The sequence below is a fragment of the Pseudonocardia sp. Ae150A_Ps1 genome, from assembly GCF_001932315.1.
In the GTDB taxonomy this organism is placed as follows: domain Bacteria; phylum Actinomycetota; class Actinomycetes; order Mycobacteriales; family Pseudonocardiaceae; genus Pseudonocardia.
Genome location: NZ_MCIJ01000001.1, coordinates 4685760 through 4703108, shown reverse-complemented (window position 1 = coordinate 4703108; position 17349 = coordinate 4685760). Strand labels below are relative to the sequence as shown.

The window sequence follows — 17349 nt, the reverse complement described above, 5'->3', positions numbered from 1 at the left end:
CTGCCGGACCGACCACAGGACCAGCCCATGACCGACACCGCCACCGGTGGTCCCGCCCGCCCGTCCCGGCGGGCGTTCTGCGCGGGCCTCGCCGCGGGGCTCGCCGCGCTCGCGACCGGCGCGGCCGCGGGCTGCGGCGGCCCGGAACCCGTCCGCGGGCTGCGGTTCCTCGTCCCGAACGCGCCCGGCGGCGGGTACGACGTGACCGCCCGCAGCGCGGCCAAGGCGCTGTCCGACGCCGGCATCACCGGCCCGGCCGAGGTGTTCAGCCTGCCCGGGGCGGGCGGCATCGCGGGACTGGGCCGGGTGGTGAACGAGGCGGGCAACGACCGGCTGGTGCTGAGCATAGGTCTCGGCCTGGTCGGCGCCGCCCGCTCCGCCGACGCCACCGGGCTCCTCACCGCGGCGACACCGCTCGCCCGGCTGACCCGCGAGACCGAGATCGTCGTCGTGGCCCGGGACTCGCCGTTCCGCGATCTGCCCCAGCTGCTCGCCGCGTGGCGCGCCGACCCGGCGGGCAACGCCGTCGGGGGCGGGTCGTCGACCGGCGGCCCGGACCACCTGGCGACGATGCTGGTCGCGGAGGGAGCCGGGGTGCCGCCCCGGCGCGTCGGCTACGTCCCGCACGACGGCGGTGGCGAGCTGCTCGCGTCGCTGCTCGCCGACGAGGTCACCTTCGGGGTGTCCGGGCTGGGCGAGTTCGCCGACCAGATCGCGTCCGGCGCGCTGCGCACCCTGGCGATCACCGCGGGGGAGCCGATCCCCGGCGTCGGCGCGCCGACCCTGCGCGAGGCCGGCATCGACCTCGAGGTGACCAACTGGCGCGGGATCCTCGCCCCGCCCGGTCTGACACCCGGCCAGGTGGGCGGGCTCGACGACTGCTTCGCCGCGATGGTCCGCACCCCCCAGTGGCAGGACGTGCTGCGCCGCAACAACTGGCAGGACGCCTACCTGCCCGGCCCGGAGTTCGGCACCTTCCTGCGCAGCGAGGACGAGCGCGTCGGCCGGGTGCTCACGGGCCTGGGTCTCGGCTGAGGAGCGCCGGCCCGTCCCGGCCGTGACCACAAGTTCCGCAATGTCGTTCGTGTCCGCAAGCTGGACCGTCCACGCGGTACGGAGTGATCGTTTCGAGCGGAACGTCACCTCTCGCACCGGCGCGTTGTTCCCCGACGACCGGTCGACGCAGTCGTCGGAAGGGACCTCGTGGAGAACTGGACATCGCCGCTGGGCACCGGACCGCTGCTCGGGATCGCGCTCGGCGCGATCGTCGTGCTGCTGGTGGCCATCATCCGGTTCAAGATCCACCCACTGCTGGCGCTGACCGTCGTCTCCGCGCTGACCGCCTTCGCGGCCCGGATCCCCGCCGACGCGGTCCTCGACGTGCTGGTGGACGGCTTCGGCGAGACCCTCGGCGAGGTCGCCCTGCTGGTCGGGCTCGGCGCCATGTTCGGCAGGCTCGCCGAGGTCAGCGGGGCCGCCGGGGCCCTGTCGGACGCCCTGGTGAGCCGGTTCGGGGACCGCCGGGCGCCGTTCGCGCTGGGCGTCGCCTCGCTGCTGTTCGGCTTCCCGATCTTCTTCGACGCCGCCTTCATGGTGATGCTGCCGATCATCTTCACGGTCGCCCGCCGGGTCGGCGGCGGCGTGCTCGTGCACACCCTGCCCGCGGCCGCGGCACTGTCCACGATGCACGTGTTCCTGCCGCCGCACCCCGGGGCCGTCGCGTCGACGGTGCTGCTCGGCGGCGACGTCGGGCTGGTGGTGCTCATCGGCGTCCTCGTCGCGGTGCCGACCTGGTACCTGGGCGCGTACTTCTACAGCGTCTGGATCGGCCGCCGCATCGTGCTGCCGGTCCCCGAGCTGCTCACCGGTGGCCCGCAGACCGACGACGACGAGACCGGCCCGCCGCCCCGGCCGCGGGTCGTGGTGGGGCTTCTCCTGCTGCCGCTGGTCCTCATCTTCGCGAACACGCTGGCCGCGACCCTGGCGGACACCGGCGCCGTCGACCCCGATGCCCCGTGGGTCGTGCTTCCGCAGTTCCTGGGGGCGACCCCGGTCGCGCTGCTGATCACCGTGCTGGTGGCGACCTGGGTGCTGGCGACGCGCCGCGGGCGCCGGGCGGCGTTCGTCGAGGACCTGCTGGACAACGCGCTCAAGCCGATCGCGCCGGTCGTGTTCATCACCGGGGCGGGTGGCATGTTCGGTGCGGTGCTGATCGCCAGCGGGATCGGCGACGCGCTCGCCGGGACGCTCGGGGCGACCGGCCTGCCGGTGATCGTGTCGGTCTTCCTCGTCGCGGCGATCCTGCGGATCGCGCTCGGCACCGCCACCGTGACGATCACGACCGCGGCCGGGCTGCTGGGCGCCTCGGTGGTCGAGGCGGGGCTCGGTCCGGTGCAGACCGTCGCCGTCGTGCTGGCGCTGGCCGCCGGGTCCTCGATCTTCCCGCACGTCAACGACGCGAGCTTCTGGCTGATCGGGCGGCTGCTCGGGATGGACGTCCCGACGACGTTCAAGACCTGGAGCGTGATCAAGACGCTGATCTCGCTGGTCGGGTTCGCGCTGTCCTGCGTCGTGTTCGTGCTCGCGTCCCTGGCGGGCTAGTTTCGCCGGGTGGGATTCGACGCGGCCCGTGCGCTCGCCGAGACGCTGCTCGCACACCAGCGCCCGGAGCTGTGGGTGCGGGCGCAGCGGGCCGCGATCCGGGCCCGGGAGCTCGCCGAGGAGCGCGGCCTGGACCGGGACCTGCTGATGACGGCGGCGATCCTGCACCCGGTCGGGCACTCCCCCGTCGTCCGGCGCAGTGGCGACCCGGTCCGTGACGCCGCCCGGTTCCTCGGCGCGCGTGGGTTCGACCCGCGGGTGGTCGAGCTGGTCGGCGGCGGTGCGGACGGCCCGCACGCCGAGGCCCTGCGGACCTGCGCGGACGGGCAGGCCGACCCGTCCGGGCGGTGACCTCGCCCCCCACCGGTTGACAACGCACCTACCCGCGGGTTCGGTGGGGGTGTGGTCGCTTTCCTGCTGACGCGACGCCGTCACGTCGATCACCTGGTCGTCACGAGCCAGGCCTGTCGTTGATCTGCTGATCCGCGGGTCCGTTTCCTCTCTTTCCTCCGTTTCCTCCCACGGGCGTCCGAGCACGCCCACTCCGCCGTGTCCGGCATGCCCGGCATGTCCGGCGGACGACACCCTGGAGTTCATCCCCCATGACCGACACCACCGCCGACAATCTCGACACCACCCTGAACGCACAGATCAGTGAGCCGCTGAAGTTCGCCTACTGGGTGCCGAACGTCTCCGGCGGCCTGGTCACGAGCACCATCGAGCAGCGCACCGACTGGGGCTTCGACTACAACGTGAAGCTCGCGCAGACCGCCGAGAACAACGGCTTCGAGTACGCGCTCTCCCAGATCCGCTACATGGCGAGCTACGGCGCCGACCACCAGCACGAGGCCACGAGCTTCTCGCTCGCGCTGGGCCTGGCCACCGAGCGGCTCAAGGTCATCGCCGCGGTGCACCCCGGCCTGTGGCAGCCGGCCGTGCTGTCGAAGTGGATCGCCACCGCCGACCACCTGACGAAGGGCCGGATCGCGGTCAACGTCGTCTCCGGCTGGCTCAAGGACGAGTTCACCTCGATGGGCGAGCCGTGGCTGGAGCACGACGAGCGCTACCGCCGCACCGACGAGTTCATCCGGGTGCTGCGCGAGATCTGGACCGCGGGCGACGGCGGCGCCGAGTTCGCCGGCGACTTCTACCGGGTGCACGGCTTCGACCTGAAGCCCAAGCCGGTCGACGTCCCCGGCCGCCCGCACCCGGAGATCTTCCAGGGCGGCAACTCGACGGCCGCCCGCCGCAACGGCGGCCGCGTCTCCGACTGGTACTTCTCCAACGGCAAGGACTACGACGGCTTCACCGAGCAGGTCGAGGAGGTCCTCGGCCACGCGAAGACCGCGCCGCGGCTGCAGCCCGTCCGGTTCGGGCTGAACGGCTTCATGATCGCCCGGGACGACGAGAAGGAGGCCCGGGACACCCTGCGCGAGATCATCGAGAAGGCGAACAAGCCCGCCGTCGAGGGCTTCCGCGACGCCGTCCAGCAGGCCGGGAACTCCACCGGTGACAAGCGCGGCATGTGGGCGGACTCGTCGTTCTCCGACCTGGTCCAGTACAACGACGGCTTCAAGAGCCAGCTCATCGGCACGCCGGAACAGATCGCCGACCGCGCCATCGAGTACAAGCGGCGCGGCGCCAACCTGCTGCTGCTCGGCTTCCTGCACTTCCAGGAGGAGGTCGAGTACTTCGGCGAGAAGGTCCTCCCCATCATCCGGGAGAAGGAGGCCGAGCTCGCCGCCCGCGAGCCGCGGCCGGTCACGGTCTGAGCCGATCCACCGACGGGCCCGGCGGGCGGCACGCTCGCCGGGCCCGTCCGCGTCCGGACGCGGAACCGGTCCGGACAACCCCCCGTGAATCCCAGTGCGGGGGACGCGCCATTGACGTCCTCGCTCATTCTCGCGAACACTGGGAATCGTGCAGTCCACCGAGCTCACCCGTCGACGCCACGTCGACCTGTCCCGCGTGAACTCGTCGATCTGTCGCTGATCACCGCCGCTCCGCACCGTCGCCGACCTGCGGCGCAGCCGTCGGAGCCCGGTTCCCGCCGCGCCCGCCGGTGATCACCCGACACGGATCCCCGCCGTCCTGGGACGGGCACCGGATCACCGTTCCCGCACACCCCGGAACCGCCGGGTCACATGTGCGGAAACAGTGACCGGCGCCTGCCCGGACGCATTCTCTCCCCGACGAGGAGACACGCATGACCACGACCGAGAACCGTTCCGGCACCGCCACCGTCGCCGAGGTGGTCGACTGGACCGCCGCGCCCGCCCCCACCGACGAGGCGGGCTGGCTGCGCCGGGCCGGCGAGGTCCGCCGCATCCTGGAGCGCGACGCCGCCGCCCGCGACCGCGCCGGCGCCACCCCCTACGACGAGGTCGCCCTGCTCAAGGAGTCCGGGCTCGTCACCCTGCTCGGCCCGGTCGAGCACGGGGGCGGCGGCCAGGAGTGGCCGACCGCCTACCGGGTGATCCGCGAGGTCGCCGCGGGCGACGGCTCGATCGGCCAGCTGCTCGGCTACCACCTGCTGTGGTTCTGGGCGGCCCGGCTGGTCGGCACGCCCGAGCAGATCGAGGCGGTCGAGGCCGACGCCACCCGGAACCGCTGGTTCTTCGGCGGCGCGGTCAACCCCCGCGACTCCGACCTGCTGATCCGCGACGAGGGCGACGAGATCGTCTACAACGGCCGGAAGAGCTTCTCCACCGGCAGCACGATCTCCGACGTCACGGTGCTGGAAGGGGTGCTGGAGGGCACCGACACCCACGTCTTCGCGATCGTGCCCAGCGAGCAGGACGGCATCGTCTTCCACGACGACTGGGACAACATCGGCCAGCGGCTCACCGAGAGCGGCAGCGTGACGATCACCGACGTCCGGGTGCCGTGGGCCTCGGCGGCCGGGTTCACCAACAAGGCGTTCCAGCCGCGGGTCTACAACACGCTCAACGTGCCGACCATCCAGCTGGTGTTCGTCAACTTCTACCTGGGCATCGCACGGGGCGCGCTGGAGACCGGCGCCAGGTACACCCGCACCGTGACCCGGCCCTGGCTGCACGGCGACGCCGAGCGCGCCGTCGACGAGCCCTACCAGCTCGACCTCTACGGCGACTACCGCTCGAAGCTGTGGGCGGTCGAGGCACTGGCCGACGCCGTCGCCGAGGAGGGGCTCGCCATCCACCGCGACGCCTGGAACGTCACCGAGGAGCAGCGTGGCGAGCACGAGGTCCGGGTCGCCGCGGTGAAGGCGCGGGCCACCGACGTCGCGCTGGAGATCACGTCCGGGATCTTCGAGGGGCTCGGCGCCCGCGCGACGTCCGCGGACCTCGCGTTCGACCGGTTCTGGCGCAACGTGCGCACGCACACCCTGCACGATCCGGTGGCCTACAAGCGCCGCGAGGTCGGCGCCCACCTGCTGCGCGACGAACTGCCACAGCCCACCTGGTACACCTGACCGCCCGCCCACCCGGGCGCGGTGGCGCTCCGCCACCGCGCCCGGCCCGGCCCGGCCCGCAAACGCTCACCGGTTCAGGCCAGGCTCACCCGATCGCACGAGCGGGGCCGCATTCCGTGAGCGGCCCGGCGCGGCACGGCCCAGCGCGGCCCGGCGCGGCACCCAGACGCTCACCGGTTCCGGCCACGCTCACCCGATCGCATGAGCGGGGCCCTGTCGCGTGAGCGCCCCGCCCAGTCCGTCGCGGCGGCCCTGCTCGGCTCGGCCGTGCTCGGCCCTGCTCGGCCGCGGCCGGGCTCGACCCACAGATGCTCACCGGTTCCGAGCCCGCTCACCGGCTCCGGCCCCGCTCGCCCGATCGCGTGAGCGGAGCCCAATCGCGTGAGCGCCCCGCCTCGTCCTGCTCTGCCCCGCGCTGTCCTGCGCTGCGAGGCCCGCAGACGCTCACCGGTTCCGCCCACGCTCGCCCGATCCCGTGAGCGCGGCCGTGGCCGAGGAGCGGGGGTGCGGGGTCGGGTGCGGTGTGTCAGGTGATCGCGGCGCGCAGGCGGTCGGCGTGGGAGTGCGCCCAGGCGGCGACGGTCGTCGCGGGACGGCCGGTCACCTCCTCGACCACGCCGTTCGGGGCCGGTTCGGCGTCGTGCAGGAAACCCAGGATCGTGTGGACGACCATCTCGGCGGCGTCCCGGCCGGCCGAGGGCTCCAGCGCCGCGACGGCCTCGTCCGGGGTGACCTGCTCGAACCCGATCCCGACGCCGGTGGCCTCGGCGATCGCGGCCACCGCGTCACGACGGCTGACCGGTTCCGGCCCGGTCAGCGTGAGGGCCCGGCCTGTGTAGCCCGGCGCGGTCAGGGCGACGGCGGCGACCTCGGCGATGTCGGTCATCGCCGTCGGCGTGCTCGCCAGCGCAGGCCACGGCTCGCGCACGACCCCGGTGGCCCGGATCTGCGGGAGCCACATCTCGTAGTTCTCGACGAAGTCGGCGGGCCACAGGTGCGTCCAGGCGGGGCCGGCGGCCTCGACGGCCTTCGTCACGCTCCCCCACCAGCTGTCCGGCTCACCGGTCAGCGCCACGACGTGCTCCACCCCGGCGTCCGCGGCCGCCGCGAGCACCTCGGCCGCCGTCGGCTCGTACGGGGCGAGGTACATCGCGCGGACCCCGTCGAACGCCCCGTCCAGCGCGGCCGGCCGCCGGACCGAACCGCGCACGGCCTCGACGCCGTCGGGCAGCGCGGCCCGCGCCGGGTCGACGGTGAGCGCGCGCACGGGCTCACCGGTGCGGACGATCAGGTGGTCGACGACCAGCCGGCCGATTTTCCCGGTCGCCCCGGTCACCAGGATCGTCATGGGCTCTCCCTCCGACGCCGGGGCCGCGCCACCGCGGCCCCTGACGTCGTACACCGTACCGGAATCACCGTACGGCGTACCGGGACGAGGTCAGCCGACCCGGGTGTGGTCGTCCCCGGCCGTGGCGTCGCCGTCCGCCCCGGTCCGGCGGACCCGTGGCAGGAACCGGCCGGTGCGCAGCCGGTAGGCGTCGTACTCGGGCCCCAGCGCGCTGCCCAGCCCGGGCTCGTACACCGCGCGGGCCTGGATCTGCACCGCGACGAGGATCAGCACCCCGGCGAGCACCCCGAGCAGGGTCGGGGCCATGAACAGCATCCCGGCGCAGCCGACGATCAGCCCGGTCAGCGCGGGGTTGCGGACGCGGCGGTAGAGGCCACCGGTCGCGAGCACCGGGCGTCGCGCGGCGTCCGGGTCCCCGGCGGCCGCGGCGCCCGCCTCGGTCGCGCTGCGCCGCCACACCGTGCCGAGCTGCAGCATGGCGACCGCGACGACGGCGAACCCGAGCAGCAGCAGACCGGCACCGACGACCGCCACGGCGGGCCGGGACAGCACCGAGATCGGCTCGAGCACGTCCAGCGCGACCAGCAGCGGGGCACCAAAGCCGAAGACGGCGGCGACGACGAACAGCGTCCGCGCCCACCAGGCCGGGCTGCCCGGGGCCCTGGCCACGTCGAGCCGGCGTTCCCCGCGGGCCCGGTGCGCCCGGCCGCGGACGACGAGCCCGGTCCCGACGGCGACGAGACCCAGCGCCAGCGCGGCCCAGCCGAATCCCTGGTGACCCATCGCGTCGGCGAGCCGGGCCCAGGCGTCGTCGCCCCAGACCTGCGGGACGGCCTCGGCGAACAGCCAGGCGCCGAACACGAAGAACATGATCGCGGCACCGACGGAGATGACCCGCTCGGGGAGCTTCTGGCCGAGCTTGCGGCCGACGACGATGGCCAGCGCGTCGGCGGCGACCATGCCCAGCGTGGAGCCGAGCCACACGCCGAACCAGCTGTACTGGGTGGCGAGGGTGATCGTGGCGAGCATGGTCTTGTCGCCCAGCTCGGCCAGGAAGAACGCGACCGACGCGGCGACGACGGCGGACCCGCCGGCCCGCTTCGCCTTCTGCTCCTCGTCGTCGGTCAGCGAGTCCCCGCGCAGGGTCCAGGCGCCGAACGCGACGAAGGCCACCGACGCGACCAGCGCGATCCAGCCGGTCGGGATCGACGCGCCCAGGCCGTACCCGACGGCGACCGACACCAGGTGGGTCACCGAGGTGGCAATCGTGATGCCGACGAGCACCGGGATCGCCTTGAAGCGCGTCGCGAACGTGAGGGCCATGAGCTGGGACTTGTCCCCGAGCTCGGCCACGAAGATGACGCCGAAGCTGACCGCGAACGCAGCCAGGAATCCGTCCATGTCCATCCCTCGATCTCGCTCCGGATCGAGGGGTACGGGTGACCTCGATCCGGATCATCCGGATCGAAGGTCTCGCTCACCTGGTGGCCAGGCCCTGCGCCCGGGCCGGCCCTCGTGATCGGGGCGGACCAGTATGTCGAGCGCAGCGTTGGGAGCTACTCCCCTTCGCGTACGGGTCCTGACGTTACCTCATCGATCCAGTCCTGCTCGACCGTCGCGGATCGATGTGACCGCACTCTCAGCACGTGCCGGCCGGGATGGCTTAGCGTCGCGAAGCAACCGCACCGCCCCTGTCACCGCCGACCGAGGAGGAACCCGCCATGCCCGAGGCCGTCGTCTGCGAGGCCGTCCGCACGCCGATCGGCAAGCGGAAGGGATCGCTGTCCGAGGTCCACCCGGTCGACCTGTCGGCCGCCGTGCTCGCCGCGCTCGCCGAGCGGACCGGGATCGACCCCGGTGTGGTCGACGACGTCGTGTGGGGCTGCGTCAACCAGGTCGGCGACCAGGCCGCCCAGATCGGCCGGTACGCGCTGCTGGCCGCCGGATGGCCGGAGACGGTGCCGGGCGTGACGATCAACCGGGCCTGCGGGTCGAGCCAGTCGGCCTTCGACTTCGCGGCCGGGATGGTCCTCGCCGGGCAGTACGACGTCGTCGTCGCCGGTGGGGTGGAGTCGATGACCCGGGTGCCGCTCGGCGCGGGCCGCGAGCTGGGCCGGCCCTACGGCCCGCTGGTGCGCGACCGCTACCGCGAGGACCTGACCTCGGGAGAGTTCCCGAACGACGACTTCAACCAGGGTGTCGGCGCGGAGCGGATCGCCCGCGACTGGGGGCTGTCCCGGACCCGGCTCGACGAGTACGCCGCCCACTCGCACGAGCTGGCCGCCGCCGCGATCGACTCGGGCGCGTTCGACGGGCAGCTCGTCGACGTCCCGGGCGCGCCGGGATTCGCCGCCGACGAGGGGCTGCGCCGCGGGACGACCGCCGAGACCCTCGCCGCGCTGAAGCCGGTGTTCTCCGGGACCGGGGTGATCCACGCCGGGAACAGCTCGCAGATCTCCGACGGCGCGTCCGCCGTGCTCGTCACGACGCCGGAGCGGGCCGCGGAGCTGGGACTGACCCCGATCGTCCGCTACCACTCCGGCGCGGTGTCCGGCGCCGACCCGCTGCGGATGCTGACCGGGCCGATCCCCGCGACCCAGAAGGTCCTCAAGCGCTCCGGGCTGGCGATCGGCGACATCGGCGCGTTCGAGGTCAACGAGGCGTTCGCGCCGGTCCCGCTGGCCTGGCAGGCGGAGCTGGGCGCCGACGACGCCCGGCTCAACCCGCTCGGCGGCGCGATCGCCGTCGGGCACCCGCTGGGCGCCTCCGGCACGATCCTGCTGACCCGGCTCGTGCACCACATGCGCGACCGCGGCATCCGCTACGGGCTGCAGACCATGTGCGAGGGCGGCGGCACGGCGAACGCGACGGTCGTCGAGCTGGTGTGACCGTCGGCTAGGTTCCCGTCGTGCTGTGGATCGGGATCATCGCGTTGCTCGCCGGTGCCGGGTGCTTCTGGGCCGCCGTCCACACCCAGCGCCGGGTGCACGCGATGATGGCGGCGGAGACGCTGCCGGTCCCCCGGCTGCTGGAGGAGGCGGGGATCGCCGCGGACCTCAACGGCGGGCCGGGCCGGTTCCGCAAGGTCTGCGAGGTCGTGGGCGAGGCCGCGCCCGCCCCGGTCGGCCTGCTGCGCTCCGAGCTCGCCGGCGTCGAGTGCGTCTGGCACGCCCACCGGGTCGAGCGCCGGTTCGAGCGCCGCGAGCGCGACTCCGAGGGCCGGATGCGCACCTCCACCCACACCGAGACCGTCTCCGAGCGGGTGTCACCGCACGGCTGGCCGCTGCTGCGCGACGGGCACACCATCGGCGTCGACCCTGGCGGGCGGCGTCCCGACCCGGTCGAGCTGGTGCTGGACCGCTTCGACCCGGCGGACGAACGCGGCCCCCGCGGCGACCGCACGCTCGGCTACCGCAACCAGGAGTGGGTGCTCCGCCCCGGCGTGCGGATGTACGTCCTGGGCGAGGTCGACGACCGTGACGGTCCGTTGGTGATCCGGGCCCCGCAGGACACGTCCCACCCGTTCGTCCTGTCCACCCGCACCGAGGACGAGCTGACCGCCACCGACCGGCGCAGCCAGCGGTGGTGGGCCCGCGGCGGCGCCGCACTCGTCCTGCTGGGGCTGGTCCTGACGATCGCAGGCGCGGTGACCTGAGGCGCGGGACCTGAGCGCGGCCCCACCGGTCCACACCGAACGCGCGCGGGATTCCCAGCGCGATCACAGGCTCGTCTCAGGGTCACGCCGCACAGTTGCTCCCATGACCGAGTACGGGCCGGGCACCGGCGGGCGCGCCGACGGGGAGACCTCCACCGGGGGCGGCGCCACGGACCCCACCCGGCCCGATCCGCGTGCGGCAGGGGACGGCCCCGGGCACGCCGACGGCAGGAGCGCTCAGGAGGCGACCGACGTGACCGACACCGACCACCGGAGGCAGCAGGAGCAGGCCCCGCCGCCGTGGGCCTCCGCGAGCAACCCCACGATCCCGGCGCACGGTGCCGGCAGCCCGCCCACCTCGGTGTACCCGCCGTTCCCGGCGCAGGCCCCTGCCCCGAAGCCGCCGCGGCGCTTCGGCGCAGGCCTGGTCACCGTCGCGGTCGCGGCGGGGCTGATCGGGGGCGGCGTCGGGTTCGGTGGCGCCTACGCCGTGCTCGGCGGGGACACCGGGTCGAGCACCGCGACGCTGTCCAGCTCCGCCGCCCCGGGCACCCCCGCCCAGGCCGCCGACGGCTCCATCGCCGGCGCGGCCGCAGCGATCACCCCGAGCACGGTGGACATCCAGGTCCGCACCGCGCAGGGCACCGCCGAGGGGTCGGGCGTGATCCTCACCGCCGACGGCGAGGTCCTCACCAACAACCACGTCGTCTCCGGGGCGGGCGACGGCGGGCAGATCACGGTCTCGACCGCCGACGGCACCCAGCACCGCGCGACCGTCGTCGGCACCTCCCCCAGCTACGACCTCGCCGTCATCCGGCTGGAGGGGGCCTCGGACCTGAAGGCCGCCACGCTCGGCCAGTCCTCGGGCGTCCAGGTCGGCGAGCAGGTGGTCGCCACCGGGTCCCCGCAGGGGCTCTCCGGCACCGTCACCGCCGGCATCGTGTCCGCGCTGAACCGCACCGTCTCCGCCAGTGGCGACGGCGGCACCCCGGTCGTCTACAACGGGCTGCAGACCGACGCACCGATCAACCAGGGCAACTCCGGCGGTCCGCTGGTCAACCTCGCCGGGCAGGTCGTCGGCATCAACTCGGCGATCGCGACGAGCGGGCAGAACGCCGGCTCGATCGGTCTCGGCTTCGCGATCCCGGTGGACACCGCGAAGCGGGTGGCCCAGAAGCTGATGTCGGACGGCGTCGCGACCAAGCCGCAGCTCGGCGTCCAGGGGTCGGTGTCGGCCTCCGGCTCCGAGACCGCGGGCACCGGTGGCGCGCAGGTGGCGGCCGTCGAGCCCGGCTCGCCCGCGGCGAACGCGGGCGTGGCGGCGGGCGACGTCGTCACCAAGGTCGACGAGTACCCGGTGTCGAGCTTCGCGGACCTGATCGCACGGGTCGGCAACTTCACCCCCGGCCAGCAGGTCACGCTGACCATCGGCAGCGGGGCGGACGCCCGCCAGGTCCCGGTGACCCTCGGCAGCGCGCAGGACACCGAGGCGGCCACCGCCCGGCAGGGCGCCCTCACCACGCCGGAGGGCTCCGGGCAGGGCGGCGGTTCCGCACCTTCCGCGCCGTTCGGGATCAACCCCTTCGGGGGCGGCGGGAACTGACCCCTCCCCCACCGGTCTCCGGCCGGGTGCGACGTACCCCCTCCCGTCGCGCCCGGCCGGTTCCGTCTGTGTCCGGAATCGTGTGGGTTCCGGCCCGCATTGCGGCGAACGGTGGACAGTCACGGACCGATACGGCAACCCTGGTCGCCGTTGTTGCGTGGCGCACCCGTCGCGCGACCCGACCGGGAGGGGCTGTCGATGACGACACACGGCGACACCGGCGACACCGGCCACCGCACGCGGCAGGGACGCGGGATCAGCCTGGCGACCACCGTCGCCGCCGCGGGCGGACTGCTGTTCGGCTACGACACCGGGGTGATCAGCGGGGCGCTGCTGTTCATCGCACCGGAGTTCGGGCTCGGTGAGGCCGGCCAGCAGCTGCTCGTCTCCGGGCTGCTGGTGGGCGCGCTGGTAGGCGCGCTGGCCGGCGGGGCGATCACCGACGCACTCGGCCGGCGGCGGACGCTCGTCGGCGTCGCCGCGGTGTTCCTTCTCGGCGCGGTGCTCTCCGGGCTGGCCCCGGGGACCGGGGTGCTGCTCGGCGCCCGGGTGCTGCTGGGGCTGGCGATCGGCGTGTCCTCGGTCTGCGTGCCGCTCTACATCGCCGAGATCGCGCCGAAGGAGTCACGCGGGCGCCTGGTCTCGATGAACCAGTTCCTGATCACGGTCGGGATCCTGCTGTCCTACCTGGTCAACTCGCTGTTCGCGGAGGCGGAGAGCTGGCGCTGGCCGCTCCTGCTGGCCGGTGTCCCGGCGCTGGCGATGCTCGTCGGGCTGGCCGGGGCGCAGGAGTCGCCGCGCTGGCTGGTGCTGCGCGGGCGGGTCGACGAGGCGCGGGCCGCGCTCGCCGGCCGGACGCCCGAGCAGGCCGACGCCGAGATCGCCGAGATCCGCGCCGCCGCCCGCGACGAGGCCCGCTGGACCTGGTCGGACCTGCGCCGCCCGCAGCTGCGTCCCGCGCTGACCCTGGGCATCGGCGTGGCCGCGGTGAACCAGCTGGTCGGGGTGAACGCGGTCATCTACTACGCGCCGACGATCCTGTCCGGGGTGTTCGGCTCCGACACCGGCGCACTCCTGGCGACGGTGGGGATCGGGGTGGTGAACACGGTCGTCACGGCGGTGGCGCTGGCCCGGATCGACTCGTGGGGCCGCAGGCCGTTGCTGCTCGGCGGGCTCGCCGTCGTCGTCGCCGCGCTGGTCGCGCTGGTCGTGCTGTTCCTGCTGCCCTCACAGGACGGCATCGTCGGGGTCCTCGTCGTCGTCGCGCTCTGCGTGTACATCGCCGCGTTCGCCGCGAGCCTGGGCATCGCGATCTGGCTGGTGAACTCCGAGGTGTTCCCGACCGCGGTCCGCGGCAAGGCCGCCGGGCTCGGCGCGACGACGCACTGGGGCATCGACCTGGTGATCGCGTCGACGACGCTGACGCTCATCACCACGCTCGGGGAGTCCGGGCTGTTCGCGATCTTCGCGGTGATCGGCGTGGCCGGGTTCGTCTTCCTCCACCGGCTGATGCCCGAGACCAAGGGGCGCAGCCTGGAGGAGATCGACGCCGCGTTGCAGGAGCGTGCGGGACGGACCTGACCGCACCCGTCACCGGTCGTGGGCGGGCTCTCCCGGCGAGTGGGCCCGCCGCTCGCGGCGCCGGGACCGCAGGCGGCCCACCAGCGCCGTCACCGCGCCGACGACGGCGACGAGCCCGACCGCCAGCCCGGCCGCCACCAGCGGTGAGTCGGTGAGGTTGCCGGTGAGGACCCCGAGCACGCCGTAGAGCAGCGTCCAGAGCACCGCGCCGGCCGCGACCGCGGGGAGCAGCACCGACCAGGCCATCCCGGACGCGGCGGCCGCGATCAGGGTCGGCACCCGTCCCGCGGGGGCGACCCGGCCGACCAGGACCAGCAGCCAGCCGCGGTCGGCGAACGCGGCCCGCACCCGGGCCACCCGCTCGCCGGTGCGCGCCCCGCCGAACCGGCCGCCTGCCACCGCGTCGAGCACCGGGACGCTCCCCCGGCGGGCGACGGCGTAGGTCACCAGGTCCCCGGCGAGCGCCGCGGCGAAGGCCAGCACGAGCACCACCGGCAGCGACAGCGCCGGGGAGGTCATCGCCGTCGCCGCGGCGGCACCGACGATGGCCCCGGTCGGCACCACCGGCAGGATCGAGCCGAACAGCACCCCGCCTCCGACGACGAGGTAGGCGACCCGGCCGGCGTCCGGGCTCAGCTCGGCGGTGAACCACTCCTCGGTGGCCGGTTGCAGCACGGCGCCCAGCACGCTCACACCGCCGCCCCGACCGCGGCGCCGGGCGGGACGACCAGGGTGCGCGCCGGCAGCCCGGCCGCGGCGACCGCCGCGGCGAAGTCGTGCGGCGGCCGCACGAGGAGCTCCCGCATCCGCCCGCCGGTCCGCCCGGGGACCGAACAGAGCCCGGTGACGGCGAGCGTGCCCCAGTGCACCGGCAGCGCGGCCCGGGGCGCCAGCCGCCGGACGGCCTCGGCGGCACCGGCCGGGTCGAGGTGTCCCGGGCCGAGGCTCGGGCCCCAGCCCCACACCGGCAGCGCGGCGAGGTCGATCGGGCCCTGGGCGGCGACGTCGCCGAGGCCCGGGAACAGTCCGGTGTCCCCGGCGGCGTAGACGCGCAGGCCGTCGCCCTCGAGCAGGTGGCCCATCGCGTCGGCCTGCGGGCCGTGGGTCAGCCGGGGGCCCCAGCGGTGCCCGGAGTGGTCGGCCGGGGTGCCGGTGACGTGCAGCCCGCCGAACGTCCGCCGCTGCCCGACGGCCAGCTCCGACACCCGGGCCACGCCGCGCCGGCGCAGCCACGCTGCCGCCCCTGCCGGGACCACGACCTCGGTGTCGCGCGGCAGCAGCGCCAGCGAGCCCAGGTGCAGGTGGTCGGCGTGCAGGTGTGAGATCAGGACCAGGTCGACGCCGTCGAGCCCCGCGGGATCGACCGCGGGCGCCATCCGCCGCAGCGGCCCGACCGCGGCGGTCAGCACCGGGTCGGTGAGCACGGTGCGCCCGCCGAGGCGCAGCCGCAGCGTGCTGTGCCCGAGGAAGGTCGTCTCCGGCAGGTCCACGCCGTCGAGTATCCCCGCCGGCGCGGTGGCGGGGATCAGGCGTTGCCGAGGACGCGGTCGACGACGATCCGCAGCACCACCCGCTGCGGGTTCACCCGGGGCTCCTTGTACTCGGCGGCGTAGCGGCGTTCCGCGGTGTGCACCCCCTCCGGGGTGGGATCCACGACGGCGACCCCTTCGAGGGTCGACCAGGTCCGGCCGTCGACCGCGGTGACGGTGACCCGGGCCCCGTCCGGCCCGGCGGCGGCGACGTTGCGGGCCTTCTGCGAGCCGCCGCTGGACAGGACCCTGGCGATCCCGTCCTCCACGTCGACGGTCACCCCGACCGGCACGGCGTGCGGCGTGCCGTCCCGCCGCGGGGTGACCAGGACGCACGGGCGGCGCTCCGACCAGAGCTCGCGGAAGCGGTCGGACACACCGTCGGCGAGGGAACGTCGTCGCGTCATCCGGCCATCCTCACCCCGCGGTCCCGGGCGGGTGCTCCCGGCTCCCCGGTCGCGGCCCGGTGTAGACGCCGGACGGCCGGAACCGCAGGCCGGGCTCGGCGTACTCCTCGCGGGCGTGCGCCACCCAGCCGACGGTGCGGGCGGTGGCGAACAGCAGCTCGCCGGCGTCGCGCCGCAGGCCGTGGGCGTGCAGCAACGCGGCCAGCGCGAGATCGACGTTCGGGGCGGGGCCCTCACCGCCGCGGTCGAGGTCCCCGGCCACCGCGTCCACGCACGCGAGCACCCGCTCCGCGGCCGGGTCGTCGCGCAGGCGGTCCAGCAGCACCGTCGCGCGGGGGTCCGGCCCCGGTACACCGTGTGCCCGAAGCCGGGCACGCGTTCGCCGGCGCGCAGCCGCTCGGCGAGCGCGCCGCGGGGGTCGTCCAGGGCGCCGGCGAGGAACCGGTGGGCCAGCCCGCTCGCGAGGCCGTGCCGCGGGCCGTCGAGCGCGCCGAGCCCGGCGGAGACGACGGCGTGCACGTCGGCGAGGGTGCTCGCGGCGCCCCGGGCCGCCACCGTCGACGCGGCCAGGCCGTGGTCGGCGAGCAGCACCAGCGCGGCGCGGACGTGGTCGAGCGCCGCGGGCGGGGGTTCGCCGTCCGGGTCACGGGCCAGGGCGGGCCACAGGCGCGCGGCGAGCGGGCCGTCCCCGCCGCCCGCCAGCGCGTCGACGACCGTCCCCAGCAGCCCGGACGCCGTGCGCACGACCGCAGCGGGCGCGACGTCGGCGCGGAGCGGGTCGGCCGCGGCGAGCGCGGCGACCGCCACCCGGAACCGGTCGGTGGTGCGCGCCCCGCCCGGGAGCGCCGCCAGCGCACCGCGGGCCACGGGCAGCAGCGCCGGATCGGCGTCGAACGCGACGGGGCCCGGGGGCTCCCAGAGCACGGCCGCCGCGTCCCCGAGGGTCCCGGCCACGGCGAGCTCGCCCACGGGCACGCCGCGGAACCACGGACCGCCGTCGGCCACGAGTGTGATCCGGGTCCGGATCCGCTCGACCGCGCCGGAGGGCTCGCCCGCCTCCCGGCCGCGCGCGGCGAGCGCCTCCACCTCGTCCTGGGCGAACCGGCTCCCCCGCCGCTGCGCGCCGCGCACGCTGGTCAGCAGCCCGCGGCTGGCGTAGGCGTACACGGTC

General features: G+C 74.9%; 14 protein-coding genes and 1 pseudogene. 9 read left to right on the top strand and 6 right to left on the bottom strand.

Going from position 1 to position 17349, the window contains the following annotated elements; all coding sequences use genetic code 11:
* Positions 1–27: 27 nt before the first annotated feature.
* The 5 genes from Ae150APs1_RS22100 to Ae150APs1_RS22080 all read left to right on the top strand — a co-directional run bounded on the left by Ae150APs1_RS22100 (position 28) and on the right by Ae150APs1_RS22080 (position 6055).
* A complete protein-coding gene (locus tag Ae150APs1_RS22100; protein WP_075300035.1) occupies positions 28–1035 on the top strand; it encodes a tripartite tricarboxylate transporter substrate binding protein in 1008 nt (335 codons plus the stop codon).
* 168 nt (positions 1036–1203) lie between these two features.
* Positions 1204–2601: a GntP family permease gene (locus Ae150APs1_RS22095; RefSeq protein ID WP_075300033.1), complete on the top strand. Its 1398-nt coding sequence runs from the start codon at positions 1204–1206 to the stop codon at positions 2599–2601.
* A 9-nt stretch (positions 2602–2610) separates the two neighbouring features.
* A complete protein-coding gene (locus tag Ae150APs1_RS22090; protein ID WP_060573586.1) occupies positions 2611–2952 on the top strand; it encodes an HD domain-containing protein in 342 nt (113 codons plus the stop codon).
* A gap of 251 nt (positions 2953–3203) precedes the next feature.
* Complete coding sequence (sfnG, locus tag Ae150APs1_RS22085; RefSeq protein ID WP_075300031.1) at positions 3204–4373, top strand: dimethylsulfone monooxygenase SfnG; 1170 nt, start codon at positions 3204–3206, stop codon at positions 4371–4373.
* A gap of 434 nt (positions 4374–4807) precedes the next feature.
* On the top strand, positions 4808–6055 hold the full coding sequence (locus Ae150APs1_RS22080; protein WP_212567246.1) for an acyl-CoA dehydrogenase family protein: 1248 nt from the start codon (positions 4808–4810) through the stop codon (positions 6053–6055).
* Positions 6056–6581: 526 nt separating this feature from the next.
* Here the strand turns inward: Ae150APs1_RS22080 and Ae150APs1_RS22075 are convergent.
* On the bottom strand, positions 6582–7403 hold the full coding sequence (locus tag Ae150APs1_RS22075; RefSeq protein ID WP_075300029.1) for an NAD(P)H-binding protein: 822 nt from the start codon (positions 7401–7403) through the stop codon (positions 6582–6584).
* 90 nt (positions 7404–7493) lie between these two features.
* Positions 7494–8804 (bottom strand): TMEM165/GDT1 family protein, encoded by a 1311-nt coding sequence (locus Ae150APs1_RS22070; RefSeq protein WP_075302412.1) that lies wholly within the window; start codon positions 8802–8804, stop codon positions 7494–7496.
* Between the two features lie 320 nt (positions 8805–9124).
* Here Ae150APs1_RS22070 and Ae150APs1_RS22065 point away from each other — a divergent pair, with 320 nt between their 5' ends.
* From Ae150APs1_RS22065 to Ae150APs1_RS22050, 4 genes are all read left to right on the top strand, one after another.
* Positions 9125–10291 (top strand): thiolase family protein, encoded by a 1167-nt coding sequence (locus Ae150APs1_RS22065; RefSeq protein ID WP_075300027.1) that lies wholly within the window; start codon positions 9125–9127, stop codon positions 10289–10291.
* Positions 10292–10311: 20 nt separating this feature from the next.
* Positions 10312–11058, top strand: a complete 747-nt coding sequence (locus Ae150APs1_RS22060) for a GIDE domain-containing protein (protein WP_010242243.1) — start codon at positions 10312–10314, stop codon at positions 11056–11058.
* Positions 11059–11161: 103 nt separating this feature from the next.
* Positions 11162–12661 carry a trypsin-like peptidase domain-containing protein gene (locus Ae150APs1_RS22055; protein ID WP_075300025.1) on the top strand — a complete coding sequence of 500 codons (1500 nt, stop codon included), beginning with the start codon at positions 11162–11164 and terminating at the stop codon, positions 12659–12661.
* Positions 12662–12859: 198 nt separating this feature from the next.
* Positions 12860–14242, top strand: a complete 1383-nt coding sequence (locus tag Ae150APs1_RS22050) for a sugar porter family MFS transporter (RefSeq protein WP_075300023.1) — start codon at positions 12860–12862, stop codon at positions 14240–14242.
* Positions 14243–14251: 9 nt separating this feature from the next.
* Here Ae150APs1_RS22050 and Ae150APs1_RS22045 read toward each other — a convergent pair whose 3' ends face one another.
* The 4 genes and pseudogenes from Ae150APs1_RS22045 to Ae150APs1_RS22030 form a co-directional block, all read right to left on the bottom strand.
* On the bottom strand, positions 14252–14929 hold the full coding sequence (locus tag Ae150APs1_RS22045; RefSeq protein WP_249266431.1) for a VTT domain-containing protein: 678 nt from the start codon (positions 14927–14929) through the stop codon (positions 14252–14254).
* Between the two features lie 2 nt (positions 14930–14931).
* A complete protein-coding gene (locus Ae150APs1_RS22040; RefSeq protein ID WP_083680290.1) occupies positions 14932–15732 on the bottom strand; it encodes an MBL fold metallo-hydrolase in 801 nt (266 codons plus the stop codon).
* A 35-nt stretch (positions 15733–15767) separates the two neighbouring features.
* Positions 15768–16178: a TIGR03618 family F420-dependent PPOX class oxidoreductase gene (locus Ae150APs1_RS22035; RefSeq protein ID WP_075300021.1), complete on the bottom strand. Its 411-nt coding sequence runs from the start codon at positions 16176–16178 to the stop codon at positions 15768–15770.
* Between the two features lie 10 nt (positions 16179–16188).
* Positions 16189–17345: pseudogene (locus Ae150APs1_RS22030) on the bottom strand (citrate/2-methylcitrate synthase).
* Positions 17346–17349 lie beyond the last annotated feature (4 nt).

Excerpts from the sequence above, each read along its gene's own strand:
- Ae150APs1_RS22100 (WP_075300035.1), top strand. The coding sequence starts at position 28 with ATGACCGACACCGCCACCGGTGGTCCCGCCCGCCCGTCCCGGCGGGCG.
- sfnG (WP_075300031.1), top strand. The coding sequence starts at position 3,204 with ATGACCGACACCACCGCCGACAATCTCGACACCACCCTGAACGCACAG.
- Ae150APs1_RS22080 (WP_212567246.1), top strand. The coding sequence starts at position 4,808 with ATGACCACGACCGAGAACCGTTCCGGCACCGCCACCGTCGCCGAGGTG.
- Ae150APs1_RS22075 (WP_075300029.1), bottom strand. The coding sequence starts at position 7,403 with ATGACGATCCTGGTGACCGGGGCGACCGGGAAAATCGGCCGGCTGGTC.
- Ae150APs1_RS22070 (WP_075302412.1), bottom strand. The coding sequence starts at position 8,804 with ATGGACGGATTCCTGGCTGCGTTCGCGGTCAGCTTCGGCGTCATCTTC.
- Ae150APs1_RS22065 (WP_075300027.1), top strand. The coding sequence starts at position 9,125 with ATGCCCGAGGCCGTCGTCTGCGAGGCCGTCCGCACGCCGATCGGCAAG.
- Ae150APs1_RS22055 (WP_075300025.1), top strand. The coding sequence starts at position 11,162 with ATGACCGAGTACGGGCCGGGCACCGGCGGGCGCGCCGACGGGGAGACC.
- Ae150APs1_RS22050 (WP_075300023.1), top strand. The coding sequence starts at position 12,860 with ATGACGACACACGGCGACACCGGCGACACCGGCCACCGCACGCGGCAG.
- Ae150APs1_RS22035 (WP_075300021.1), bottom strand. The coding sequence starts at position 16,178 with ATGACGCGACGACGTTCCCTCGCCGACGGTGTGTCCGACCGCTTCCGC.